The organism is Alcaligenes sp. 13f, assembly GCF_020496585.1.
Lineage (GTDB): Bacteria > Pseudomonadota > Gammaproteobacteria > Burkholderiales > Burkholderiaceae_B > Alcaligenes > Alcaligenes phenolicus.
Genome location: NZ_JAHKKC010000023.1, coordinates 15,373 through 39,066, shown reverse-complemented (window position 1 = coordinate 39,066; position 23,694 = coordinate 15,373). Strand labels below are relative to the sequence as shown.

The window sequence follows — 23,694 nt, the reverse complement described above, 5'->3', positions numbered from 1 at the left end:
ATCCCGCTAATTGACAACATAAGGTGGCTGCGCCGGGCAGCCGAGGCTGGTCAGGAAACGAGCGTGGAGGGGGGACCGCGCGCACTCAGGGGCGGGCCCGTCAGGGGAAGAACGGGAGCCGCCGCCTGTTGGGCAGTGTCCCAGGTATGTCGTGGTGTAGGTGTCAGATTCCAGGCAGGGCTGGGATCATCATTCAGGGCTTTTTGCGCCTGGGCCTGGGCGAACAGACAGGCCGCATGCAGGCTGTGTTGCTCGTCGTGCTTTGGGCCACCAGGGAGCTGGCTGCTCCATTGCGCCAGGAAAGGGTCACCCTGAACGCACAGGCTGAGCGCGGCTGCATTGGCCGGGTCGGCGCTGGGCATGTAGCCGTTGGGGATCAGACCACGCAAAAGCAGGGCGCAGATTGCCAGCACCAGTAAAAACCGGCTGCGAGTACCTGAGGTGGGGAATGCGCAGTGCCTGATCATGATCAGAGCATTCTAGTACAGATGGAAATCAGTTTGCCCAGATTCTGTGGCACAGTAGACGCCTATCATCAAGGAGCTTGATATGCGACAGATTTATGGGGTGCTGAGCGCCTTGGTCATGGTGCTGGGGCTGGCGGCGTGTTCAACACCGGATCGCTTTGCAGACAGCAGCTGGAGTCGACCGTCGGGCGTTGAAGTTTACGGGGAAGTGGATGCGGGGGTAGGGACCCGGCGGCAGTCCCACTAGGGAGACTGCCGCTTGCAGCGTCAGGCCAGGGCTTGGCCTGCGCTATCAGCTGCGTCCTGTTTTTTCATGATTTCTTCAGGATCAGCTTCATCATTCAAGTACGACAAGGCTTTGCTCAGGCTATAGGCCGGTTCAAAGGAGTCGGGGTTGGCCATAGGCCAGCCCACACGGAAAATCGTTTGACGATAGTGGCCGCGCAAGAGTTCGCCTTTTTTCAGATCCGGGAACAGAGCCGACATCACGCGCACTTCGCCGTTGCTGATACGGCGGGCAATATGGTGAGGACGTAGCTGGTCCGGATGTTCCAGGCCCGCCGCACCCAATAGTTCAGCCAGGGCTTTGAGCGTATTGCCATGGAAGCTGGCCACGCGCAGGGATTTGTCATCAACCACCAGGGCTTTTTGACGCTGCGGATCTTGTGTCGCCACGCCAGTGGGGCACTTGTCGGTATGACAGGCCTGGGCCTGAATGCAACCCACGGCAAACATGAAACCACGCGCGCTATTGCACCAGTCAGCACCCAGGGCCATGATGCGGGCCATATCAAAGGCGCTGATGATCTTGCCCGAGGCACCCAGGCGGATTTGTTCGCGCAAACCGATACCCACCAGCGTGTTATGAACCAGGCGCAGAGCCTCGCGCAAGGGGGTGCCGACGTGGTCAATGAACTCCACGGGGGAGGCACCGGTACCTCCTTCCGCACCATCGACCACAATAAAGTCCGGTGTGATACCTGTTTTCAGCATGGCTTTGGCAATGGCAAACCATTCCCAGGCATGTCCAATACAGAGTTTGAAGCCCACGGGCTTGCCACCGGACAAGGTACGCAGCTTGGCCACGAATTCCAGCAGCTCTACGGGAGAATGGAAGGCGCTGTGGCTGGGGGGCGAGTTACAGTCCACGCCTTCCGGCACACCGCGTGCCAGGGCAATTTCAGGCGAGACCTTGGTGCCGGGCAAGATGCCGCCGTGGCCAGGTTTGGCCCCTTGCGACAGCTTGATTTCAATCATCTTGATGTGATCCTGAGTGGCTCGTTCGGCAAAGCGTTCGGGCGAAAAGTTGCCTTGTTCATCGCGGCAACCAAAGTAGCCCGAGCCAATATTCCAGATCAGATCACCGCCATGACGCAGGTGATAGGTGCTGATGCCGCCTTCGCCCGTGTCATGCGCAAAATTGCCCATCTTGGCACCCTTGTTCAGGGCTAGGATGGCATTGGCCGACAGCGCCCCAAAACTCATGGCCGAAATATTCAGCACCGACAGCGAATAAGGCTGGGTACAGTCCGGCCCACCCACCGTGATACGGAACTGTGAGTCTTTGATGTGCTTGGGCGTCATGGAGTGGTTGATCCACTCGTACCCATTGTTGTAGACCTCCTGGTGAGTACCAAAAGGCTGCTTGTCGACCTGCTGTTTGGCGCGCTGGTACACCAGGGAGCGGTCCGCCCGCGAAAAAGGCAGTTGCTGCTCATCGCCTTCCAGAAAGTACTGGCGAATCTCAGGGCGTATGGCTTCAAAGATAAAGCGCAGATTGCCGATAACCGGGTAGTTGCGACGAATGGCGTGACGAGTTTGAGTGATGTCCACCAAGCCCTGAATGCACAGGGCCAGCCCTGGTATCGCCAGCCACAGCCAGCTTGCGCTTCTGAACAAGGAAAGCAGCAAGAAAAAGGCGGTCAGGCCAATGATGATGTAGAAGGCGGTGTAGCGTGTCAGCCACTTTTGCATAAAGACTCCTGCCAAGAAAACGGGGTGACGGGCAGGATTTCGGGTACCTGCCGGTCAGGCTGCCAACATCATAGAACGCTCCCGTACGGTTTGACCATGCCTGGATGGCGATAGTTTATGAAAACTAACAAACAACCATGGAGTGGCTGAAAAAGGGCGGGGCAGGGCGCAAATTGTTTAGCTTTGAAAGGCGTGATGGAAACCAGGGAGGCTGTTGCGGTGCAGCATGAAACAGGGTGTTCTGCCTTGAAGCTTATGTCTGGCGGGCAGGGCCGGAGCTGCCATAAACACGATATTCAGCTAGCTGTAATTGAATAGGTAGGTAAGCTATCTATATAATCATGCTTTAGCATTTTTTTTGTCTCCTGTCTTTTATGCTCCCCTCATTTTCCTGGATCCAGCTGGATCGACCTGCGCTCCTGCATGGCCTGAATTTGGCCTTGGCAGCGTGGCTGTCGTTCACCATCGCTGTTCTGCTTTCCGTTGATAACCCGTTTTGGGCTGCCATGCCGGTGTGGGTGCTGTCGCAAGCGTATCGGGGGCTGGTGTACGAGCGGGCTTTGTGGCGGATTTTGGGAACGTTGGTGGGGGCCGGTTTGGGATTGGCGTTCCTGCACTTACCCAATCCTTATCTGCAATTGCTGGGGATGGCCCTGGTGGTGGGGGTGGCCTCGGCCTTGACCCATGTGTTTCGGGGCGCTTTTTCTTACTTGCCCATGCTGGCGGGGATCACGATTGGCGTGGTGGTCTTGCCCTCGGTGCTGGCTCCGGAAGCGTCACTGGATTTGGCCTTGTCGCGAGTGGAGTGCACGCTGATCGGGGTCGTGGTCACCACCTTGCTGTGCTCGCGGACAACGCCGCGCAGTCAGCGCAAAACGTATTACGAGCGCGTACGTGTCCTGGCGGCGGATGCCTTGCGCATCGCTGCTCATGCTTTGGGGCCGTCTTATCAGCAGCCGGATCAAAGCTCGTGGAGCCGTGTTCGCCAGGAGATTGTGGATCTGGATGCCCAAGCCCGTATTCTGGCGGCAGGCTCTCTGGATGCTTATCGACGCCTGCCTTATGTGGATGCGTTTCTGTACGCCGTGATTGAGCTTTTGGCCGCCAGCGCGCTGATTGTCCAGCAAAGGGAGCAGGGCCTCTCGCCTGCCGCGGATTATGCACGCGACTTGCAGGAACAGGCACAACGCTTGCAGGACGGTCTGAGTTTGCGGGTGCTGGGCAAGACAGCCTTGCGGCACGAGGGGCAGATCAGTCTGGCGCGCTTGCGCCGTGCAATGGGACAAATACAAAGAGCGGAGCAGGGTTTGTTTGCTGAACGGGTGCAACCCAGACGGCACCGTTTTCTGACGACGCCTGCTGTTTCGGTGGATTGGCCCTTGGCAATCCGCACAGGCCTGGTCAGTGGCCTGGCCGCTTTCACTGCAGGTGGTATCGCTTACGCTTTGGCCAGCCCCGCGCTGGAGTTGATGGCGATTGGGGTGTGTACGTTCTCCATTATTTTGGGCTCCATGCCGCGTCCGCAACTGATGAGCCGAACCATGTTTACCGGGATTGCCGTGGGCGTGCTGGTAGCCAGCTTTTATCGCTACTTTGTCCAGGTACACCTGGTTGCGGACTGGCAGGTCATTCTGTCCGTGCTTCCTTTTTTGGTGATCGGCGGTTTGTTACGTGCCAACCGTCCCACATCCACCTGGGCATTGGACGCGAATATGTGTTTCCAGCTGGCCAGTCAGGCCGGGATGGCGGCGGTTACTTGGCCCATCATCTTGAAGGAGTCCTTGCCTTTGCTGGCGGGCTCCGCGGTCGTGTGCAGTGCTTTCTTTCTTTTGCCTCGCCGGACTCATCCTCGTGGCCAAGCCTTGGTCAGACGTGTGGTGCGCGAACTGTATCCCTTGATCAAGCGTTCGCGCCCACGCCTGTTCCGGGTCTGGCGTGCGCGGGTAGCGCGTCAATGGGTGCGTCTCTGGCACTGGATGGGCGAGCAGACCCCTCATGGTTTGCTGTCCTTGATCAACCTGGGCCATGGCGTGGTCGCGCTGAAGCGGCTGGCCAAACGCGGACCGGAGCAGCAAGCCTGTGTGGAGCTGGTCTGTGAGTTGCTGGAAGGGTTTGAGCATCAGCCCGTGGAGTTGGCCCAGCAATTGCTGCGTATCAGCCAATCCTGTACCGACACAGTATTGAGGCAGGCGATCATGGATGTGGCGCAGTCCTTGCAGGGGGCGCAAGCGGTTCTGGTTTATGCTTACCCGCCTGATGCTACGTCGCGCGCTGTGGAGACTTCCTGATGAATCACCAACTTTATGAACGATTTGGCCTGTCCATGATTGTGCTGGCGCGCCTGTATCGTCGTGAACTGGATCAGACGCTGGTGCGTTATGGCGTGTCCGAGGCCACCATCCTGCCGATTCGCTATCTGGCCCAGTTGGGGGAACCCATACGGCAAGGGCAGTTGGCACGCATGATGCGTTTGGAAGGCCCCACCCTGGTGCGCCTCATCGACCAGTTGGAGTCCGGCGGTTTGCTGGAGCGTGTGCCCGACGAGCAGGACAAGCGCGCTCGCCTGTTGTGTCTGACTGAAAAAGGGCGGGACTTTCACGAACGCCTGCTGGAATTGCTGCGCCAATCCCGTGCTCCCCTGTTTGAAGGGATTGCGGACGCAGATATAGAAGCGGCCTTGCGTTGTTTTGACGCGCTGGCCAGCAATCTGGGGCTGGAAGCAACGGATATGTCCAGCCTGTTCGGGGATTGATCAAGTGCCTGGGCGGGGCAGCGTAAGCGCATGTTCCAGATGGTGAGCAGAAAGCAGGAGCTGGTTTCCTGCTTTTTTACTTTATGGTTGAATAAACCGTCCTTGTTTCAGCAATAAGGAGGGTATGCCATGAACGATGTAGATCTTGCACGCTTGGTCAAAACCATGACCGAGGCCCAGCTGACGCTGGCAACCGCAGAATCCTGCACGGCAGGGTTGATTGCGTCCACGCTGGCTGACCAAGCGGGGGCGGCAGTTGTACTGGACTGTGCTTTTGTGACGTATTCTCCGCAGGCCAAGTATCGCTGCCTGGGCGTCGATCAGCGGGTGCTGGCGGAAAACAATCTGTGCAGTGAGGCAGTGGCGCGGGCCATGGCCAAAGGAGCCGCAGAATTGACCCCGGCCAATTTGATCATTGCCAATACGGGGGTGGCTGACGATATTGCGGAGCCGCAGATTCCGGCCGGCACGCAATGTTTTGCCTGGCTGTTCAAGCCACAGGATAAATTTGATCCTTTGGTCGTCTATACGGAAACGATTGTTTTCGATGGCACGCGGGATGAAATCCGCCAGCAAAGTGCGAATCATGCCTTGCTGCGCATCGAGCATTGGTTGCGGCTGGTTAAACAAGAACGCCAGGGTGTGACCCCTGGCGTTTGATACCGCTAACTGGACAAGCTAAGCCTGTAAAGGCTTAGTTTTCCAGGTATTTGCGCCAGACGCGTGGCAGGATACCGCCATGACGCCAGTACTCCATGTCCTCGACCGTATCCAGACGCACAATCACCGGCACGGACTGGGTGCTGCCATCCAGGCGATGGATGATCAGCTCGGCCTGCGAGCGTACACCCAGGTTTTCTTCCAGGCCCTTCACATCAAAGGTTTCGGTGCCGTCCAGTCCCAGGGTATCGGCATTGGTGCCGTCCTGGAACTGCAAGGGCAGCACACCCATACCGACCAGGTTGGTGCGGTGGATACGCTCGAAACCTTCGGCAACCACCGCCTTCACGCCCAGCAGAGCAGGGCCTTTTGCGGCGGAGTCGCGGGAAGAACCGCAACCGTAGTTCTTGCCAGCAATCACCAGCAAGGGAACCTGACGCTCCTGATAGGTCTGGGCCGCTTCAAAAATACGCATCACTTCGCCTTCCGGCATCACCTTGGTGACGCCGCCTTCCACGCCGGGAACAATCTTGTTGCGCAGACGGATGTTGGCGAAGGTCGCACGTTTGACCACTTCGTGGTTGGCACGGCGCGTGGTGTAGTTGTTGAAGTCTTTTTGCTCCACACCCTTGGACAGCAGGAAGTCAGCAGCAGGCGTACCCAGGCTGATCGAACCCGATGGCGAGATGTGGTCGGTGGTGATGGAGTCACCCAGAATCGCCAGCGGACGCATGCCGCGCAGGTTGGCCACGGGAGCCGGTTCTCGCTGCAAGCCGTCAAAGTAAGGCGGTTTGCGGATGTAGGTGCTGTCGGCTTCCCATGGGTAGTGGCCACCATTGCTTTCGCGGGCCAGGGCATCCCAGGGTTCGCCACCGTCGTACAGCTCGGCATAGCGTTCGATGAACAGGTCGCGGTCGTACGCGCCGTGGATGGCTTCCTGAACTTCTGCCGATTTAGGCCAGATGTCGCTCAGGTAGATGTCTTTGCCGTCCTGATCCTTGCCCAGCGGGTCGCGGGTCAGGTCTACATTCAGGTTGCCGGCCAGGGCGTAGGCCACAACCAGGGCGGGCGATGCCAGGTAAGCAGCGCGCACGTTGGCGTGGATACGGCCTTCAAAGTTACGGTTACCCGACAGTACGGCGGTGGCAATCAGCTTTTCGGATTCAATCGCGTTGACGATATTGGCAGGCAGTGGGCCCGAGCCGCCGTTACACGTGGTGCAACCAAAGCCGGCAATATTAAAGCCCAGCACGTCCAGGTCGTCTTGCAGTTGAGCGCGCTCCAGCACGTCAGCTGTTACTTGGCTACCGGGCACCAGCGAGGTCTTGACCCAGGGCTTGCTGCGCAGGCCACGAGCCACGGCGTTGCGGGCCAGCAGACCGGCGGCCATCATATTGGCGGGGTTAGCGGTATTGGTACAGGAAGTAATGGCGGCAATGACCACATCGCCATCATTCAGCACAAAGTCCTCGCCTTCCACGGGTACGGCACGTTGCGGGTCGTAAGGACGGCCAGCAATTTTCTGGTGATGGGCGGGGAAGGATTGGGCAGCGGTGTCCAGATCCAGGTGATCTTCAGGGTTGCTGGGGCCAGCCAGGCTAGGCTTGATGCTGTTCAGATCCAGTTTCAGCACGGTGTCGTAAACAGGAGCGGGAGCGGCCGGATCGCGCCACAGCTTTTGAACCTTGCTGTATTGCTCGACCAGATCAATTTGCTCTTGCGGACGGCCTGTCATGTGCATGTAGTGCAGGGCAGCGTCGTCAATGGGGAAGAACACGGCGGTGGCGCCGTACTCCGGTGCCATATTGGCGATCATGCCGCGGTCGCCCAGAGACAGCTCGTCCACGCTGGGGCCGAAGAACTCTACAAACTTGCCGACCACGCCCAGTTCGCGCAGTTTTTGCGTGATGACCAGCACCAGGTCAGTAGGCAGTACGCCGTCATTCATTTTGCCGGTCAGCTCGATACCCACTACAGCAGGTAACGCAATTGCAACGGGCAGACCCACCATCACGGCTTCGGCTTCAATACCACCTACACCCCAGCCCAGAATGCCCAGGCCGTTAACCATAGGCGTGTGGCTGTCGGTGCCCACACAGCTGTCGGGGTAGACCAGATCCACATCCTGGCCTTCTTCGGTCCAGACAACCTGACCAATGTGCTCGATATGCAATTGGTGCATGATGCCTTTGCCGGGCGGCACGACTTTCACGCCATCAAAGTTGCTGGAACACCAGCGCAGGAAGGCAAAGCGCTCGCCGTTACGTTGGTATTCGCGTGCCAGGTTGACGTCGGCCGCCTTGGGGTTGGCCCAGCTGTCCACTTGCAGGGAGTGGTCAATAATGACGTCGATAGGGACTTGGGGGCGCACACGGCTGGCGTCACCACCGGCTGCTTGTACGCCTTCGCGCAAGGCCGCCATGTCCAGCAACATCACCAAACCCAGAATGTCCTGACCAAATACGCGGGCAGGGTAGAAGGTGATGCCGTCGCCCACCTTGCGCTGGAGCAGGGAATCAATTTCCTGATCCACGTCGGCGTGACGCACGGCCTTCTGACGACAGAGGTTTTCCAGCAGAACGCGCAGCGAATACGGCAGCTTTTCAATACCGGGGATGTCGGCGATAGGAACGTAACGTACGGAACGTCCGTTCAGGGACAGCGTTTCTAGGGCAAGAGACTGAGACATGGCAAACGATTCATCCGTAATAAGAAGCCAGGCAAGCAGGGCCAACCTGGGCAAGAATAATCAATAAAATTATGCGTCTGGAGCCTTGATAAAACAATTAAATTGTATTTTGTTTGTATATAATACAATAAAACGATCCAGGATCGCTTCGATTTTTAGGAATGTCGGCATGAAAAGCCAATCTAATTCTTTGCATGTCACCTTGGCGCATCGCCTGCTGGACTACGTGCGGGCAGGGCATTTGCAGGCCGGGCATCATTTGACGGAACAATCGCTGGCCGAAGCGCTGGGTGCGTCGCGCTCGCCCATACGGGGGGCGCTGGCCTATCTGGCGGAAAAAGGCATTGTGGGCGCGCAGCCGCCTCGGCGCGGCCTGTATCTGTTGAAAGGGGCCGACCAGCTTGGTGTGATCGAAGAAGAGCTGGGCACCAGCCAGGACGACCAGATCTACTTGCAACTGGCCCGCGACAAGCTTTCGGGCATTTGGGGCGACACCTTGTCGGAAAACGATGCCATGCGCCGTTATGGCCTGACGCGCGAGCGTGTGCGCCGCATTCTGGCTCGTGCTGCCAATGAAGGCTGGATGGAACAACGCGCCAGCAAGGGCTGGTCTTTCCTGCCCATGATTGACGGCCCCCAGGCCTGCGAAGAAAGCTATACCTTGCGTCAGATGCTGGAACCTGCCGCCATGCTGCTGCCCGGCTTTGCGATTGACTCTACCGTCTTGCGCCGAGTGCGGCTGCAACAGCAAGCCCTGGCTGACGGCGGCTGGCGTCATGCAGGACATGCCGAGATGTATCAGGCCAATGCCACCTTCCACGAAGCCTTGGCGTCCTTGTCCGGCAACCGTTTTATCGCTCAGACCGTGACACGTCAGAACCAGTTGCGACGCTTGCTGGAATATCAGGAAACGCTGGATCGGGAACGTATTCGTCGCCAATGTCTGGAGCATCTGGCGATTCTGGATTTGCTGGAAAAGGGCGAACGCGCCCAGGCCTCCGCCTTGCTGGCCCGCCATCTGGGCAACGCCAGCGAGGAAAAAGTGCAGCAGCTGGAACGACAACAGCAGCGCACGATCCGATCAGACTCTTCTTTTAGCGAACCGATTGTCTCTCACGCCGAACCCATGGAGGAGACGGCGCAATTTTCTTTAATGGCGCAAGCCAAGAACCAGGAATAACGTGATGAAGCAAAAATCCCTTCCCGCCGTGTTCATGCGTGGTGGCACCAGCAAAGCCTTGATGCTGAATATTGCAGACCTGCCTGCCGAGCGCGACGACTGGACGCCTCTGTTTTCCGCTGCCATGGGTACGCCGGACCCTTATGGTCGCCAACTGGACGGCATGGGCGGTGGTGTTTCTTCCTTGTCCAAGGTTTGTATTATCGGCCCGTCCAGCCATCCGGACGCGGACGTGGACTATACCTTTGCGCAAGTAGCCATCAAGGAAGAGAAGGTGGATTACCGTGGCAACTGCGGCAATATGAGCTCGGCCGTCGGCCCTTACGCAGTAGAGCAGGGCATGGTCAAGGTTGAGGATGGCGAAGCGTGCGTACGCATTCTGAATACCAACACCAACAAGATCATTCACGCCCACTTCACGGTTGAAGATGGTCAGCCCCGGTACGACGGTGATCTGTCCATTCCCGGCGTAGGCGGCACGGGCTCGCCTATCCGTCTGGACTTTGTGGAACCGGGCGGTGCCTCTACTGGTTCCTTGCTGCCTAGCGGTGAATTGACCGAGTGGCTGGATGTGCCTGGCGTAGGCCGTATCGAGGTGTCGCTGGTGGACGCGGCCAACGCAGCGGTGTTTGTACGCGCGGCTGATGTAGGCCTGACCGGTCTGGAATTGCCCGACTGGCTGGAAGCTCACCCCGAAGTGCTGGAGCGTCTGGACGCAATTCGTGTGCAGGCGTCGGTACGCATGGGCATTGCTCCCGATGTGGAAGCCGCACGTCAGATTCGCATCGTGCCCTTTGTTTGCATCGTGTCGCCGGCTCAGGACAACCCGACCTTGTCTGGCGACGTGGTTCCTGCCAAAGAGATTGATCTGGTTGCCCGCGTGATTTCCAATGGCCAGCCGCACCGCGCCTTGCCCTTGACGATCTCGCTGTGCACCGCTGTGGCTGCTCGTTTGACGGGCAGCCTGCCTTCGCAATGTCTGTCTGACTCGGTTGCCCCTCAAGGTCCACTGCGTCTGGGCATGCCTTCCGGTGTGCTGACAGTGGGCGCGGAAGTGGAAAAGAAAGACGGCCAGTGGTTTGCCAAGGCCGGTTCTTTCTATCGTACGGCGCGTCGCTTGTTTGACGGCCGTGTGTGGGTTCCTGGCAAAGCCTTGAAGGACTAATCCACGATACGCAAGTCCTGCGAGGGCGAACGCCCGAAGCGGGACTTGTAGTCTGCACAGAAGCGGCCGAAATGGTTGAAGCCGCAACGCAAGGCAATCTCGCTGACCTGGGTGCCCGGCACGGCATGACGAATGGCTTGCTGGGCCGCTTCCAGACGAATCTGCTTTAGAAACTGCATGGGGCTCAACCCCCGTTCGTTGCGAAAGGCCAAAGTCAGGCTGCGCACGCTGGCGCAGGCCGCGGTGGCAATCTGCTCCAGCGTCAGGGCCTCGTCCAGGCTGGCCCGCATGAAATCCTCGGCTCTTTGTACCCGGCGCGAACTGGCCGGGCGCACGCTTTGCTGCAATTGCTGGCTGTAGTTACCCGGCTGGGTATGAAACAGATGCAGCAAAAGATTGTCTTCGGCCTGACGCGACCACTGGTCCATTTCGGGCGGCAAATGCCCGCCATAAGCCAGCAAGCTGCCAATCTGGTGCTGCCAGGCGCAGCCGTGCGGCGAATCCAGAGACATGCCAGCAGCAAATTCAATGGGCCGATCCAGGCTCAAGCCCAAGGTCTGACGGGCCACTTCTTCCAGCCTGTGGCGCGGAATCTTCACCAAAAACTGTTCACAGCCCTGTTCCCAATCCAGTTCAACCTGGAGGGAAGGGGAGATCACGCTGGCAATTTTAGGGTTGGCCTGGACGTACTCCCGACCAACCCGAATACAGGATCGTCCCTGTATTGGCACCTGAAACAGCAGAAAGTCTTCCAGAATCCCCGGCGAGACCTGCACCGCCGCGCCATATTTCAGCAAGACAAAGGAAAAGCTGTGGCTGCTGGCATAGCGCAGGGAAGCATCGACCGGGCCGTCATTCCAGGTCAAGCGGTGCTCGGTTAAAAAACCGGCCGTCTCGCTGCGTGTCTGGTCCGGGCAGCGCGATTCAAAGCGCGGCGCACTGTGTTGCAAGGGGGCCAGCCCTGACATAAACCACGCTTGCATGATGTGTGTCTCCAAATTTTTGCCGGTTCGGGATAAGGCTTGCCATATCTGGATAGCCGCCCATTCTGCGCCGGTCTAATGTATTTCAAACCTAAAACAGTAGTCCTGTCCCGGCACCTTAGCAGATTGGGATACGACTGGGAATTGCTGTATTCACGTAGTCCCTTGGGCCCGTCTTTTCTGGCTTGCAGGACAAGCGCCGCAAAAATCACGGGCGTCAGTGGTACACAGCTTCCGGCGTATTGGGGGTGGTCCAAGGCAGAACTAAAGTCCAGTTTTTTGAAAGACAGAGGACGGAGACAAACATGAAAAAACAAGTGGCGTTCTGTATGAGCACGCTGGCCTTGGCCCTGGCCTGTAGCCCGGCATCCAGTCAGGAAGTATTCAAGGTGGGGCTGCTAACCACCTTGTCTGGCCCTGGTGCAGCCATTGGCGCAGAAATCCGTGATGGTTTCGAGCTGGGCCTGAACCACTCGGGTGGCAAGCTCGGCGGTGTGGATGTGGCCTTGACGGTGCTGGATGATCAGCAAAAACCAATGGAAGGCCGCCAGGCGGTGGACCGTCTGGTCAAGCGTGACAAGGTCGATGTGATTACCGGCATGGCTTTCTCCAATGTGCTGCTGCCCGTGATGCCGACGATTTTGAACAGTGACACGGTCTACATTTCCGCCAACACCGGCCCGGCCGATTACGCGGGCGAGCGTTGTCACCCCAATTTCTTCAGCGTGTCCTGGCAGAACGAGGATATACCCGCTGCGATGGGCAAGTACGTGACCGATCAGGCGCACAAGAAAGTCTATTTGATTGCCCCCAACTACCCCGGTGGTCGCGAGTCCATTGAAGGCTTCAAGCGTCTGTTCAAGGGCGAGATTGCCGACGAAGTGTATGTGAAGGTCGGCCAGATGGATTACGCCGCCGAGCTGGCACAAATGCGAGCTTCGGGTGCGGATGCCGTGTTTTTCTTCCTGCCCGGCGGCATGGGCGTGTCTTTTATCAAGCAGCTGATCAACTCGGGCCTGTCCACGCAACTGGCGGTGTATACCCCCGGCTTCTCGGCTGATCAGGACACGATTGCCGCGATTGGCGAGTCCATGAAGGGCATGGCGAATGCCGCCCAGTGGTCGCCGGATCTGGATAACCCGGTCAACAAACGCTTTGTGGCGGATTTTGAAAAGGCTTACGGTCGCCTGCCTTCCATGTACGCCTCCCAGGGCTACGACGCCGCCTTGTTGCTGGATGGCGCACTGAAGGCTGACCCCAAGGCCGCTACCGACCGGGAGGCCCTGCGTAAAGCCTTGCGCAGCGCACCGTTCGAGTCTGTACGCGGCGCCTTTGCCTTTAACAACAACCAGTATCCGGTGCAGACCTACTACATGCGTGAAGTGGCCCCGAATGACAAGGGCCAGATGAGCAACAAGATTGTGTCCACCGTATTCGAGCAGTTCCAGGATCATTTTGCACCGCAGTGCAAGATGGAAAAGTCATAAAGAGGGTGCGTCAAGCATCCGGCAGCAAGGAGGTAATGATGAGCTATAGCAACGAACAGCTGTCCGCATTGGTGCGGGGCGACAGCGTACATAAATCGGTCTATACCGACCCCGAGATCTTCCGTCTGGAGATGGAACGCATTTATGGCCGTGCCTGGATCTACATCGGCCACGACAGCCAGGTGCCTAATCCCGGCGACTACCACACCACCTTGTTGGGCGGCCAGGACGTCATCATGGTGCGCGGCAGCGACAAGAAGGTGTACGTGCTCTACAACCGTTGCCCGCACAAGGGCGCGAAAGTGGTAGCGGACGGTTGCGGCAATGCGGGCAAGTTCTTCCGCTGTCCTTACCACGCCTGGACATTCAAGCTGGACGGTCAGCATCTGGCCGCTCCGATGAAAAACGGCCTGGAAAACACCTGTTTTGATCCCAAGCACCCGGACTTCTCCATGCGCCGTGTGGCTCGTGTGGAAAGCTACCGTGGTTTTGTTTTTGCCTGTCAAAGCGCCCACGGCCCGGACCTGAAAGAGTTTTTGGGTCCCATCATCACCTCCATCGACAATCTGTGCGATCGCTCGCCCGTGGGTGAAGTGGAAGTGGCCGGCGGCAGCTTCAAGGTCTGGCAGCCCTCCAACTGGAAGGTGTTCTACGAGAACCTGCACGACACTATGCACGCCAACGTGACGCACGAGTCGTCCTACGTGGCCGCCCGTGAGCAAGCCGAAGATTACGGCTCCATGCCATTGGAACTGCACATCATGGACGGTAACGGCGAGCCCTACGGTTTCTGGGAAAAGCTGGACCTGTATGCCTTTGATAACGGCCACGGCTATATGGAAGGGATTTTCAATCCCGGTGCCATCGAAACCGACCCGATCACCAAGGCGCACTACGAAACGCTGAAAGAAGCTTACGGCGAAGAAAAAGCGCTGAACATTCTGGGCGAGAACCGTCACAACAGCATTATTTACGGCAGTGGTTCGCCCCACACCGTGTTCCAGCAGTTCCGTGTGATCCGCCCTGTGGCGGTGGACCGCACCCACGTGGAAATCCAGCTGTTCCGCCTGAAGGGCGCACCGGACGATATTTACAAGCGCGGCCTGATGTACGCCAACCTGATCAACTCGCCGTCGTCCAACGTGATGCCGGACGACATCGAAGTCTACGGTCGTTGTCAGGAAGGGAACCAGACCAATGGCGGAGACTGGATCAGCATGCACCGCTATGACGGCACCGACAAGCCTATCGAAGGCGGTATGGTCGCCACCAACGGCACCAGCGAATTGCCCATGCGCAATCAGTTCCGCGCCTGGAAGCATTTCATGACTACCAGTCTGTACGACGCGCCTGCGCAGTCGGAAGACAGTGGTAAAGCCACGGTGCGTTCGGCTTCTGGTGAGCCCATCGCCCCGGCAACACAGGCTTAAGCGGGCTGCTGTCCGAGCCAAGGAGAATTCTTATGTTGTTTGATATTGATTTTGACGTCAGCGTGGATCAGGTCACGCCTGTGAACCTGAGCCTGGAAGCCATCCGTGAAGTGGAGCAGTTCATCTATCACGAAGCTCGTTTGCTGGACGAGCGTCGCTGGCAAGCATGGCTGGATCTGTGGACCGAGGAGGGCATGTACTGGATTCCTCACAGCTACGATCAGGAAAGCCCTTACGAGCACATTTCCCTGTGCTGGGAAAACAAGCTGCTGCGTGAACTGCGCATCCGTCGTCTGGAAAACCACCGCAACTGGTCCCAGCAGCCAATTACACAGTCCTGCCGTGTGCTGGGCAATGTGATGATTGATGGCACTGATCCGGAAGGCTATCTGGTGGTGCGTTCCAGCTTCCACTCCATGGAGTGGCGTGGCAAGGATCCGGTCTACCGTGTGGGCAGCCTGATTCACAAGCTGCAGGCCCAGGAGGGCGGTGGCTGGAAACTGCGCATGAAGCAGGTGAACCTGGTGGATCGTGACGCGGTTCACGGCGCTATTCAGGTGTACATCTAATGTCGGCAGCCCATCACACAGCCTTGCTGGCCCTGCATTATCAAAACGACGTCCTGCACGCCGATGGCCTGATCCGCGTGGGGGTAGAGGCCAATAGCCCCCAGCGTCAGGCCTTGATCGAGGCCGCAGGCCGTTTGCTGGCGCAGGCCCGCGCACAGGGCGTGCCCATTGTGCATGTGCGGGTGGGCTATCGGCCTGACTATGCCGACCTGCTGTGCAATGCGCCGATTCTGCACAATGTGAAACGAATCGGCGCCATGCAGACTGGCAGCTGGGGAGCCCAGTTCTTTGACGGGCTGGCTCCCTTGCCTGACGAGTTTGAAGTCCACCACACGCGTATTAACGCTTTCTTTGGTTCCGCGCTGGAGCCAGTGGTGCGTCGTTTGGGCGTGGAGCGTCTGGTGATTGCCGGTGTGGCTACCCATTCTGTAGTCGAGAGCACAGTGCGCCATGCGGTGGATATGGGCTATGAGGTGGCGGTGGTGGCCAGCGCTTGTGGTGCTCCCCCCGCGACCCATGAGGCCTCCCTGGCCAGCATGAGCCTGATTGCTCATATTGACCGGGATGAAGATTGGGCGACGGTGTTCGGCGCACCAAAAGCACAGTAGGAGAAGCACATGCAGCAGGACATGAAGGTGAATTTACAAGGTAAGGTCGCCATCGTGACCGGGTCCACGCAAGGGTTGGGGGCGGACATCGCCCTGGCTCTGTGTGCCGCCGGTGCGTGGGTGCTGATCGTGGGTCGCAGTCAGGAAGAAGGTCAGCGTACCGAGGCGCGTCTGCAGACCGTGGGCAAGGCCCAGTTCATGGCCGCCAATATTTGTGATGATGCACAGCTGGATGCCTGTGTGCAGGCCGCCCTGGCACAAACCGGCCGCATCGACATTGTGGTGAACAATGCCTGTTCCTACGGGGACGAAGGCCTGGCTTCCAGCCGGGAGCTGTGGCATCAGACGCTGGATGTGAACCTGATCTCTAGCGCGATTCTGGCCCAGAAAGCCACGCCGCATATGGGGCAGGGTGGGGTCATCATCAATATGGGCAGTACAGGTGGCAAATTCGGCGTGGCCGGGCGCGCCCTGTATCCGGCTTCCAAAGCGGCCATCCTGCAATTTACAAAAAGCTTGGCCGTGGAATTGGCTCCCTCGGGGATTCGTGTGCTGACGGTTTCGCCCGCCTGGACTTGGTCGCCATCCGTTGAGCGCATGAGCGGTGGCTCGCGCGAGCTGGCCAATCAGGTAGGGGCACAAGTTCATCCTTTGGGGCGAGTCGGCTCCGGTGAAGAGGTCGCCCAGGTGGTGTTGTTTGCCGTGTCGGGAGCGGCTTCCTGGATGACAGGCATTGATCTGCCCGTCGATGGTGGCTTTTCCGTACTCGGGCCAGAGCAGGGCAAGTCGCCCCGTCACTGGTTTGAACGCTGGCAGGCGCAGTCGTCTGGCTCATAAATAGAAAAGTGCGGTAAAAGATGTCCAGGGCTTGTGAACAGCTGTTTCTTGTGGCGTGTTCACAAGCCCTGACCCCGTTCAGGGCAATTTAAAAAAGGTGTGGGATGACAGACTCAACAAATAAAAAATCGTATGCCGTCATTGTGGTGGGCAGTGGCATTAACTCCCTGGTGTGTGCAGCCTTGCTGGCGCAAAAGGGCAAGCAGGTCCTGGTGCTGGAGCGTAACGACCGTGCGGGCGGGTGTATCCGTACCGAGGAGCTGTTTCCGGGCTTTACCCATGAGTTGCTGTCGTCCTGGTACCCCTTGTTCACATCCGGCGCTGCCTATGCCCGTTTGAAAGACGATCTGGCCGCCCAGGGCGTGGAGTTTCTGGAAAACGGCTACACCACCGGCGTAGTGGGCAGCGATGGCAAAGGCCTGGCCCTGCGCCACGATGTGGGCGATTCAATTCAGCGTATCAATGGCTTGCAAGCTGGTGATGGCGATGCCTTTGGTGCCATGTGCAGCCAGTTGTTCGAGCGCGATGCGGGCCTGACCTTCGGCTTGCTGGGCACCGAGCCATACAGCCGTGGCTTGTTGGGTTTGCTGTTCTCGCAATGGCGCAAGCGCCGCATGGACGGCATGGTCCAGTACGGACGCGAGTCCCTGGAATCCTTCCGCCGCTGGGCTGACCGTGAACTGAAAGATGACCGTGTGCGCGGCATGATGGCTCCCTGGGTCTTGCACTCGGGCCTGGGCCCTGACGACGCCTGCTCGGCCTTGATCGGCAAGCTGACCTTTGCGGCTGTGGTGGCCGGTGGCATGCCCGTGGTGAAAGGTGGCGGCCAGAATCTGGTGCGTGCTCTGTGCGCCATTATTGAAAAGGCTGGTGGCCGTATTCAACTGAACACCGAAGTGGAAGAAATTGTGCTGGAAGGACAAAAAGCCCGTGGCGTGCGTGCCGGCGGCCAAGTCTACGAAGCCAGCCATGTGGTGTGCAACGTTACACCGCCACAGCTCTATGGTCGTTTGTTGCAGGGTGCTCCCGCTCAAGTACGTGAACAAGCTAATGCCTACCGTTTTGGCCGTGGCGACATGCAAATTCATCTGGCGCTGGACAGCATGCCTAACTGGAGCGATCCGGAGCTGCTGAAAGTACCGTTGCTGCACCTGTCCGACAGCCTGGAAGACGTCAGCATGAGCGTGGCCCAGGCCAATAACGGCCTGATCCCGGCCAAGTTCACTGTTGCTATTGGCCAGCCTTGCTCTCTGGACCCCAGCCGTGCGCCGGAAGGCAAATGGATACTGTGGATGCAGATGCAGGACATGCCGTCCAAGTTGCGCGGCGATGCGGCTGGCAAGATCGACGTGCCGGAAGACGGCAAATGGACCGAAGAAGTCAGCCAGGCCGTGGCCGAGCGCATCATCGACCAACTGGAAGGCGTCATGCCCGGTTTGCGTCAACAAATCGTGGGTCAGAAAGTGCTGTCGCCAGCCGACCTGGAATCCATCAACTGCAATCTGGTGGGCGGCGACCCCTACTCGGGCATCTGCTCCCCCGACCAATTCTTCTGGATGCGCCCCTTTGCCGCCAGTAACGGTGCCCGGTCTCACGCCACACCGTACAAGAATGTCTACCACATTGGTGCGTCCACCCATCCAGGCCCAGGTCTGGCGGGAGCGTCCGGATTCATGGTGGCGGAGCAGATTCGTTAATCCTGCTTGTTCCTGGGCCTGAGGCTTGATGCCTGCAGGCAGAATAACCGGCCGGGGTAGGTGTTTTGCACCTGTTCTGGCCGGTTTTTTTTGCTTCTTGGCATTCAGCCAGAAGAGGGGATGAGGGGGAGTAAAGGAGCCGGAACCTGAAAAGTGAGCAGGTCGGGGCGTTTATCACCAAAAAAACAGGGTTCTCGTGAATACCTCATGCGCCAAGCACACAATAGTTCGGTATTCTGTGCATGTTTTCTGCTGCCCTGACGGTTTCATGCTTGGGGCCTGATTGTTTAGCCGGAGTTTTATTGATGCACGCCTTTCGCTGTTCGCGCCTGTGTGCTTTTTTGTCCTTGTGGCTGCTGGCTGTGGTGCTGGCTGTTACCGCTGTCCCTGTGACGGCCGAGACGGTGGCATTGACGCCTGCGCAGGCCAGTGAATCCCTGAATGAATTGCGTGACACGCTGCAAACTGTCCAGGACCGTTTGCAGAAAAATGATGGCTTGGGCGATTCCGATCTGGTTGCCTTGCGCAATCAGTTGCTGCTGGCGCAAGAGCAGGCTCAGGAAATGAGTGTGCGTCTGGAGCCTGAGCTGTTGAGCGTGACCGCGCGTCTGAATCAGTTGGGGCCTGTGGATGATCCGGCGGGGGAGTCCGAGGACATTGCGCGCCAGCGTGCTCAATTGCAGCAGGCGGTGACCGAGCTGGACGGCATGATCAAGCTGGCCCGTTTGATCGGCGTGGAAACAACACAAGGCCTGGATCAGGTGTCCAAGCAGCGCCGCGTAATTTTCCAGGCGGAATTGGGTCGGCAGTCGCAGTCCGTGTTGACACCACGCTTCTGGCGTAATGTGTCGCGTGACTTGCCCGGTGATCTGGCCAGGGTCGAACGCATGCGCAAGGATCTGGCTCAGCGGGTAACCGATTTGCCCGCTTATGTGCTGTGGTCGGCAGGAGCCTTGGCTCTGGTCTTGCTGGCTTTGTCGGTCTGGGCGGTACGGGGGCTGGAGCGTTTTACCATCAACCACACCAAGCCCTCGCGCTTGCGACGCTCTTTTTATGCGACGGCTTTGATTGTGCTTTACAGCCTGACGCCCGGTTTGCTGGCATCGGTGGCGGCAGGGCTGTTTTACTGGAACGGCAATCTGGCTCCGGATCTGTCCAGCTTTGTGTCCAAGTCCGTATTCGCCTTGTATCTGGGTGGCTTTGTGACCGGGATGGGCCGCGTGCTTTTGTCGGCGCAGCGTCCTAGCTGGCGCTTGCCTCCCATTCCCAGCAATGTGGCTTTGAAGCTGGCATGGTTGCCCATTGCTCTGGGCATCATGGTGGCCTTGACCTGGATGTCGCAGCAATTGCTGGGCCTGATCAATGCCACGCTCAGCACTACCTTGCTGGTCAACAGTTTTAACACGCTGACACTGAGCATCTTTATTGCCATTGCAGCCTGGAACTTGAGCCAGGGACGGGACAAGACCCCCGTTCCAGAGGGCGGCGAGGACCCGCAGAAAACGGCTCCGGTTCAGCAGGGGGCGACCTGGTTACGCGCCATTCCTGTCACCTTGGGTGTGGTCATTGGGCTGGGGATGATTGCCTTCTTGCTGGGCTACATCGCCTTGAGCAGTCTGATTGTGCAAGAGGTGTTGTGGCTGAGTCTGGTGATTTGCACCTGCTATGTCCTGGTCGCGCTGATTGCGGATATCGGTCAAAGCCTCTTGCTGCAATTTAAAGAGAAGCGCGCCGCTAATGAATGGAGCAGTACGCAATTGCGTGGCAGCAGCCAGATCGTGATCGTGCTGTCCGGAGCCTTGCGTTTATGCCTGATTATTACGGCGATTACCCTGGTCTTGCTGCCTTTTGGGGAAGACCCCACGCAGTGGCTGCAGCGTCGTTTGGGCTTTTTGGTTAAAGGTTTTTCTTTAGGTCAGGTTCAGTTAAAACCCAGCTCGGTCCTGCTGGCCGTACTGATTCTGGTGCTGGGGATTTTGTTTGTCAAAGCCTTGCAGCGCTGGGTTGCCAACCAGCTTTTACCCGCCACGCGTATCGATCCGGGTATGCGAGTGTCTACTGCTAATCTGTTCAGCTATGTGGGCTACTTTATTGTGGTGGCTACGGCGATTTCGTCTCTCGGAATCGGTCTGGAGCGCATGGCCTGGGTGATTTCAGCCTTGTCGGTGGGTATCGGTTTTGGCTTGCAAGCGGTGGTGCAGAACTTTGTATCGGGGCTGATTTTGTTGGCCGAACGTCCCATCAAAATTGGGGACTGGGTCAGCCTGAACGGGGTAGAGGGCAATGTACGCAAGATCAATGCCCGTGCGACGGAAATTGAAATGTTCGACCGCTCCACCTTGATCGTGCCGAACTCCGAATTCATCACCAAAACCGTGCGTAATGTGACCTTGAGCAATCCCTTGGGGGTAGTGAAGGTCAAGATCAATATGCCTATCGACACAGACGCTAAACGGGTACGTTCTATCATGCTGGATGTGATGCAGAACTACAGCGACGTGCTGGCCGACCCGGCGCCGGATGTGACGCTGGATGGCTTTGATGCCAACGGCTTGCAGTTCACGGCGACCTGCTATGTAAGCTCGCCTCGCATTGGCAGCCGGGTACGTAGTGTCCTGATGTTCGATATTCTGGATGAATTACGCAAGGAAGGTCTGGCGTTGCACCATACTCAGACCATGACGGTGTTGCCTAATACACCGGTCGCCAGCCAGAATGAAAGCGGCAACCCCTTGCTGAATGATTGAACCTCGATAAAAACAACAGGCAGGCCCCAGGGAGACAACAGCCATGAAGACGCTACGACTAGGTGTGCAGGTCTTGCTCTTGTTTCTGGCTCTGCTGGGGGCCTGGCCACAGGCACAGGCACAAGCCTTGTCCGAGGTAGAGCAAGAGCGTGAGATGATTCGAGAGCTGCAGCAGGCCCAGGATGAAATCCGCCTGATGCAGTACCGCCTGGAAGGCAACCAGGTATCGATACGGCCCGAGCGCAGCTACGAGGAAGATCAAAAGCTGGTGCGAACGCAGGAGTTGTCCGGACGGGTGGTGCAGTCTCTGGAGCGGCGTAGCCGCCTGTTGAAGGCACGTTTGCAGGAGCTGGGCGAAGATTCGGGCGATGAGGCCGAGCAGCTCATCGTTCATAACGAACGCATGCAATTGCGCCGTGCCGATGCTGCCTTGCGGGCTGATCTGCGCGTTGCGCGTCTGGTGCAGGTGGAGGCGCAACAAGCCCGTCAGTTGCTGCGAGAGGCGACGGTGCGCTATGAGAAAGCGAAGCGTTGGCGACGCAATGCCTCTTTGGTCCTGCTGGAAAGTTTGCCCGAACTTGCACAGGCCTGGCCCGCTGACCGTTCCAAACTATCTGACTTTGCCCAGCAGTGGCGAGGAACATGGAGCAATAGCAGTTGGCAGCAAAGCAGCGCCTCATTGTGGATGGCGGCGGCGGTTCTGCTTGTGATGCTGGCTTTGTTCCGCGTCATGCCCCTGTGGGTAAGCCGTTATCTGCCAGCCGGACGCTTGCGTCGCTCCAGTCTGATCATTGCTAATTTCTTCCTGTGGTTTATCGCTACCTGGGTGGTAGTGGACCAGCTGGTTGAACTGGTGTTTCAACGGCCAGGCCTTTCTCCCACCCAGTTTGAGCTTCTGGCTTATTTGAAAGTAGGAGCTTGGGCTGCGGCAGTGGCGCTGGCTTGTCTCAAGAGTATGGTGGTTCAGCCTCGGGCTTCCTGGCGTTTGATTCCCGTTTCCACTCAGACTCAGCATAGGCTGCGTTACTTTGCACCCGCTTTTTTCCTGCTGGTGTATGCGGACATCACAAGCAGTTTTTTTCGGGGATCGATAGGTTTATCGGATGCATTTCAGTCCATGGCTGATGGTGTGAGCAGCCTGCTGTATTTGATCCTGTATGGCTATGGTTTGTGGGTTCTGCGAGACGAGCTGTTCAATCGTACTGATGTCGCGGGGCAGGGGGCGAGCCGAACGGGACGCAGTTGGGCTCGTCTGGCCTTTAAAGGCGGCGTCCTTGTTTACATCCTGGTGTTGGGCTTGTTCATCGGCGGCTGGCAAGGCCTGTCGGATGACTTGATGTCGCATTTCATCACCATGCCCTTGATCCTGGGGCTGCTGGCCTACGTTTGTATGGTGTGGCTGCAGGACATTGCGGATTCCTTGCTGACCTATTTACGTAACCGCAGTCATGATCCAGAGGCTGCGCCGATTCGCGTGCAAAGCCAGTTCATCGTTGTGTTTTTTGCTATCGCCCGGATGAGCGTGTTGCTTCTGGCGATCTGGATGGTCAGCGGGGATTGGTTAACTGAACCCAAACAGATGCTGGAGTCGGGACTGGATGTCTCGCGTGAGGCCTTGCGTCTGGGAGCGGTGCAGTGGCGCCTGGACTTGTGGCTGATTGCCTTGGGCGTGATGCTGGTGGGGGCCGTCCTGATTCATTTCCTGCGCACCTGGCTGCGTCAGCATTACATGCCTAACACCACGCTGGAGCCGGGCCTGCAAAATGCGATCGTGGGCATGGTTGGGTACGTTGCCTATTTTGTTCTGTTGGTGATCTGCCTGTCCATGCTGGGTGTGCCGATTGAATCGGTGACCTGGATCTTTACGGCCTTGACGGTGGGTCTGGGTTTTGGCTTGCGAGGCATTGTGCAGAACATTGCCTCTGGCCTGATGCTGATGGTCGAGCGTCCCGTCAAAGTGGGAGACTGGGTGGAGGTAGAGGGCAGCGAAGGCAATGTGCGCCAGATTCGCTTGCGGGCGACCTATGTTGAGCGCTTTGATCGCACCATGGTCATGGTCCCCAACTCCCAGATGATGGGGCGGCAGGTGCGTAATCTGACTTACACCCCGACCTCCTTGGGCGCGATCGAGTCCCGCTTGCTGTTTCCGCTGGATGTGGACGCGGATGCGGTCATGCAGATTTTGCGTGAGGCCGTACAGTCCGAGCCGGAAATTCTGACCGAGCCAGCCCCTATCTTGTCTTGCGACGGAATTTTTGGGGATGGGGTGGCATTCAGCACCCGTTGTTTCATCAATACCATGCGAGTCCAGCGCCGGGTGCGTAGCAATCTGATGCTCGATATTCTGCGGCGCTTGCGTCAACAGGGCATCAGTCTGCATCCGGCCCAACGCTGGGTTCAGGAAGCCATGGACAAGGACAGGGCCGAAGACCCCGACCTTTAGGGTTTT

18 protein-coding genes are annotated in these 23,694 nt (G+C 58.1%); 14 read left to right on the top strand and 4 right to left on the bottom strand.

From position 1 onward, the window contains the following. Nucleotides 1-50: 50 nt before the first annotated feature. The gene (locus KOE80_RS16745; protein ID WP_035268339.1) at nucleotides 51-467 is read right to left on the bottom strand and encodes a hypothetical protein; all 417 of its coding nucleotides are present in this window, start codon (nucleotides 465-467) and stop codon (nucleotides 51-53) included. Nucleotides 468-549: 82 nt separating this feature from the next. Between KOE80_RS16745 and KOE80_RS16740 the strand changes: the two genes are divergently transcribed. Then, complete coding sequence (locus KOE80_RS16740; protein WP_226349547.1) at nucleotides 550-714, top strand: hypothetical protein; 165 nt, start codon at nucleotides 550-552, stop codon at nucleotides 712-714. A gap of 20 nt (nucleotides 715-734) precedes the next feature. On the opposite strand, the gene KOE80_RS16735 is transcribed toward KOE80_RS16740, so the two are convergent. Then, nucleotides 735-2,441: an FMN-binding glutamate synthase family protein gene (locus tag KOE80_RS16735; protein WP_035268337.1), complete on the bottom strand. Its 1,707-nt coding sequence runs from the start codon at nucleotides 2,439-2,441 to the stop codon at nucleotides 735-737. Between the two features lie 374 nt (nucleotides 2,442-2,815). Here KOE80_RS16735 and KOE80_RS16730 point away from each other — a divergent pair, with 374 nt between their 5' ends. The 3 genes from KOE80_RS16730 (at nucleotide 2,816) to KOE80_RS16720 (ending at nucleotide 5,853) form a co-directional block, all read left to right on the top strand. Further along, a complete protein-coding gene (locus tag KOE80_RS16730; protein WP_226349546.1) occupies nucleotides 2,816-4,729 on the top strand; it encodes an FUSC family protein in 1,914 nt (637 codons plus the stop codon). Beyond that, nucleotides 4,729-5,193: a MarR family winged helix-turn-helix transcriptional regulator gene (locus KOE80_RS16725; protein WP_009460957.1), complete on the top strand. Its 465-nt coding sequence runs from the start codon at nucleotides 4,729-4,731 to the stop codon at nucleotides 5,191-5,193. The genes KOE80_RS16730 and KOE80_RS16725 overlap by 1 nt, the downstream gene beginning before the upstream one ends. 129 nt (nucleotides 5,194-5,322) lie before the next feature. Continuing rightward, a complete protein-coding gene (locus tag KOE80_RS16720; RefSeq protein WP_226349545.1) occupies nucleotides 5,323-5,853 on the top strand; it encodes a CinA family protein in 531 nt (176 codons plus the stop codon). A gap of 34 nt (nucleotides 5,854-5,887) precedes the next feature. Here the strand turns inward: KOE80_RS16720 and acnA are convergent, their stop codons facing one another. Beyond that, a complete protein-coding gene (gene acnA, locus KOE80_RS16715; protein WP_226349544.1) occupies nucleotides 5,888-8,542 on the bottom strand; it encodes an aconitate hydratase AcnA in 2,655 nt (884 codons plus the stop codon). A 169-nt stretch (nucleotides 8,543-8,711) separates the two neighbouring features. Between acnA and KOE80_RS16710 the strand changes: the two genes are divergently transcribed. After that, the gene (locus tag KOE80_RS16710; protein WP_226349543.1) at nucleotides 8,712-9,722 is read left to right on the top strand and encodes a GntR family transcriptional regulator; all 1,011 of its coding nucleotides are present in this window, start codon (nucleotides 8,712-8,714) and stop codon (nucleotides 9,720-9,722) included. Between the two features lie 4 nt (nucleotides 9,723-9,726). Next, the gene (locus KOE80_RS16705) at nucleotides 9,727-10,887 is read left to right on the top strand and encodes a 2-methylaconitate cis-trans isomerase PrpF family protein (protein ID WP_009460950.1); all 1,161 of its coding nucleotides are present in this window, start codon (nucleotides 9,727-9,729) and stop codon (nucleotides 10,885-10,887) included. On the opposite strand, the gene KOE80_RS16700 is transcribed toward KOE80_RS16705, so the two are convergent. Then, the gene (locus KOE80_RS16700) at nucleotides 10,884-11,870 is read right to left on the bottom strand and encodes a helix-turn-helix domain-containing protein (protein ID WP_026484711.1); all 987 of its coding nucleotides are present in this window, start codon (nucleotides 11,868-11,870) and stop codon (nucleotides 10,884-10,886) included. The genes KOE80_RS16705 and KOE80_RS16700 overlap by 4 nt on opposite strands. A 305-nt stretch (nucleotides 11,871-12,175) precedes the next feature. On the opposite strand from KOE80_RS16700, the gene KOE80_RS16695 reads away from it, so the two are divergent. From KOE80_RS16695 to KOE80_RS16660, 8 genes are all read left to right on the top strand, one after another. Continuing rightward, complete coding sequence (locus KOE80_RS16695; protein WP_060186056.1) at nucleotides 12,176-13,357, top strand: ABC transporter substrate-binding protein; 1,182 nt, start codon at nucleotides 12,176-12,178, stop codon at nucleotides 13,355-13,357. A 38-nt stretch (nucleotides 13,358-13,395) separates the two neighbouring features. After that, on the top strand, nucleotides 13,396-14,787 hold the full coding sequence (locus tag KOE80_RS16690) for an aromatic ring-hydroxylating dioxygenase subunit alpha (protein WP_035268328.1): 1,392 nt from the start codon (nucleotides 13,396-13,398) through the stop codon (nucleotides 14,785-14,787). A gap of 32 nt (nucleotides 14,788-14,819) precedes the next feature. After that, nucleotides 14,820-15,356 (top strand): aromatic-ring-hydroxylating dioxygenase subunit beta, encoded by a 537-nt coding sequence (locus KOE80_RS16685; protein WP_035268326.1) that lies wholly within the window; start codon nucleotides 14,820-14,822, stop codon nucleotides 15,354-15,356. After that, nucleotides 15,356-15,964, top strand: coding sequence for a cysteine hydrolase family protein (locus tag KOE80_RS16680; protein WP_035268323.1), 609 nt, complete (start codon nucleotides 15,356-15,358; stop codon nucleotides 15,962-15,964). The genes KOE80_RS16685 and KOE80_RS16680 overlap by 1 nt, the downstream gene beginning before the upstream one ends. A gap of 9 nt (nucleotides 15,965-15,973) precedes the next feature. Further along, nucleotides 15,974-16,801 carry an SDR family oxidoreductase gene (locus KOE80_RS16675; RefSeq protein WP_226349542.1) on the top strand — a complete coding sequence of 276 codons (828 nt, stop codon included), beginning with the start codon at nucleotides 15,974-15,976 and terminating at the stop codon, nucleotides 16,799-16,801. A gap of 104 nt (nucleotides 16,802-16,905) precedes the next feature. Next, complete coding sequence (locus KOE80_RS16670; protein ID WP_226349541.1) at nucleotides 16,906-18,498, top strand: phytoene desaturase family protein; 1,593 nt, start codon at nucleotides 16,906-16,908, stop codon at nucleotides 18,496-18,498. 305 nt (nucleotides 18,499-18,803) lie between these two features. After that, a complete protein-coding gene (locus KOE80_RS16665) occupies nucleotides 18,804-21,245 on the top strand; it encodes a DUF3772 domain-containing protein (RefSeq protein ID WP_226349540.1) in 2,442 nt (813 codons plus the stop codon). Nucleotides 21,246-21,288: 43 nt separating this feature from the next. Further along, nucleotides 21,289-23,688: a mechanosensitive ion channel family protein gene (locus tag KOE80_RS16660; protein WP_226349539.1), complete on the top strand. Its 2,400-nt coding sequence runs from the start codon at nucleotides 21,289-21,291 to the stop codon at nucleotides 23,686-23,688. Nucleotides 23,689-23,694 lie beyond the last annotated feature (6 nt).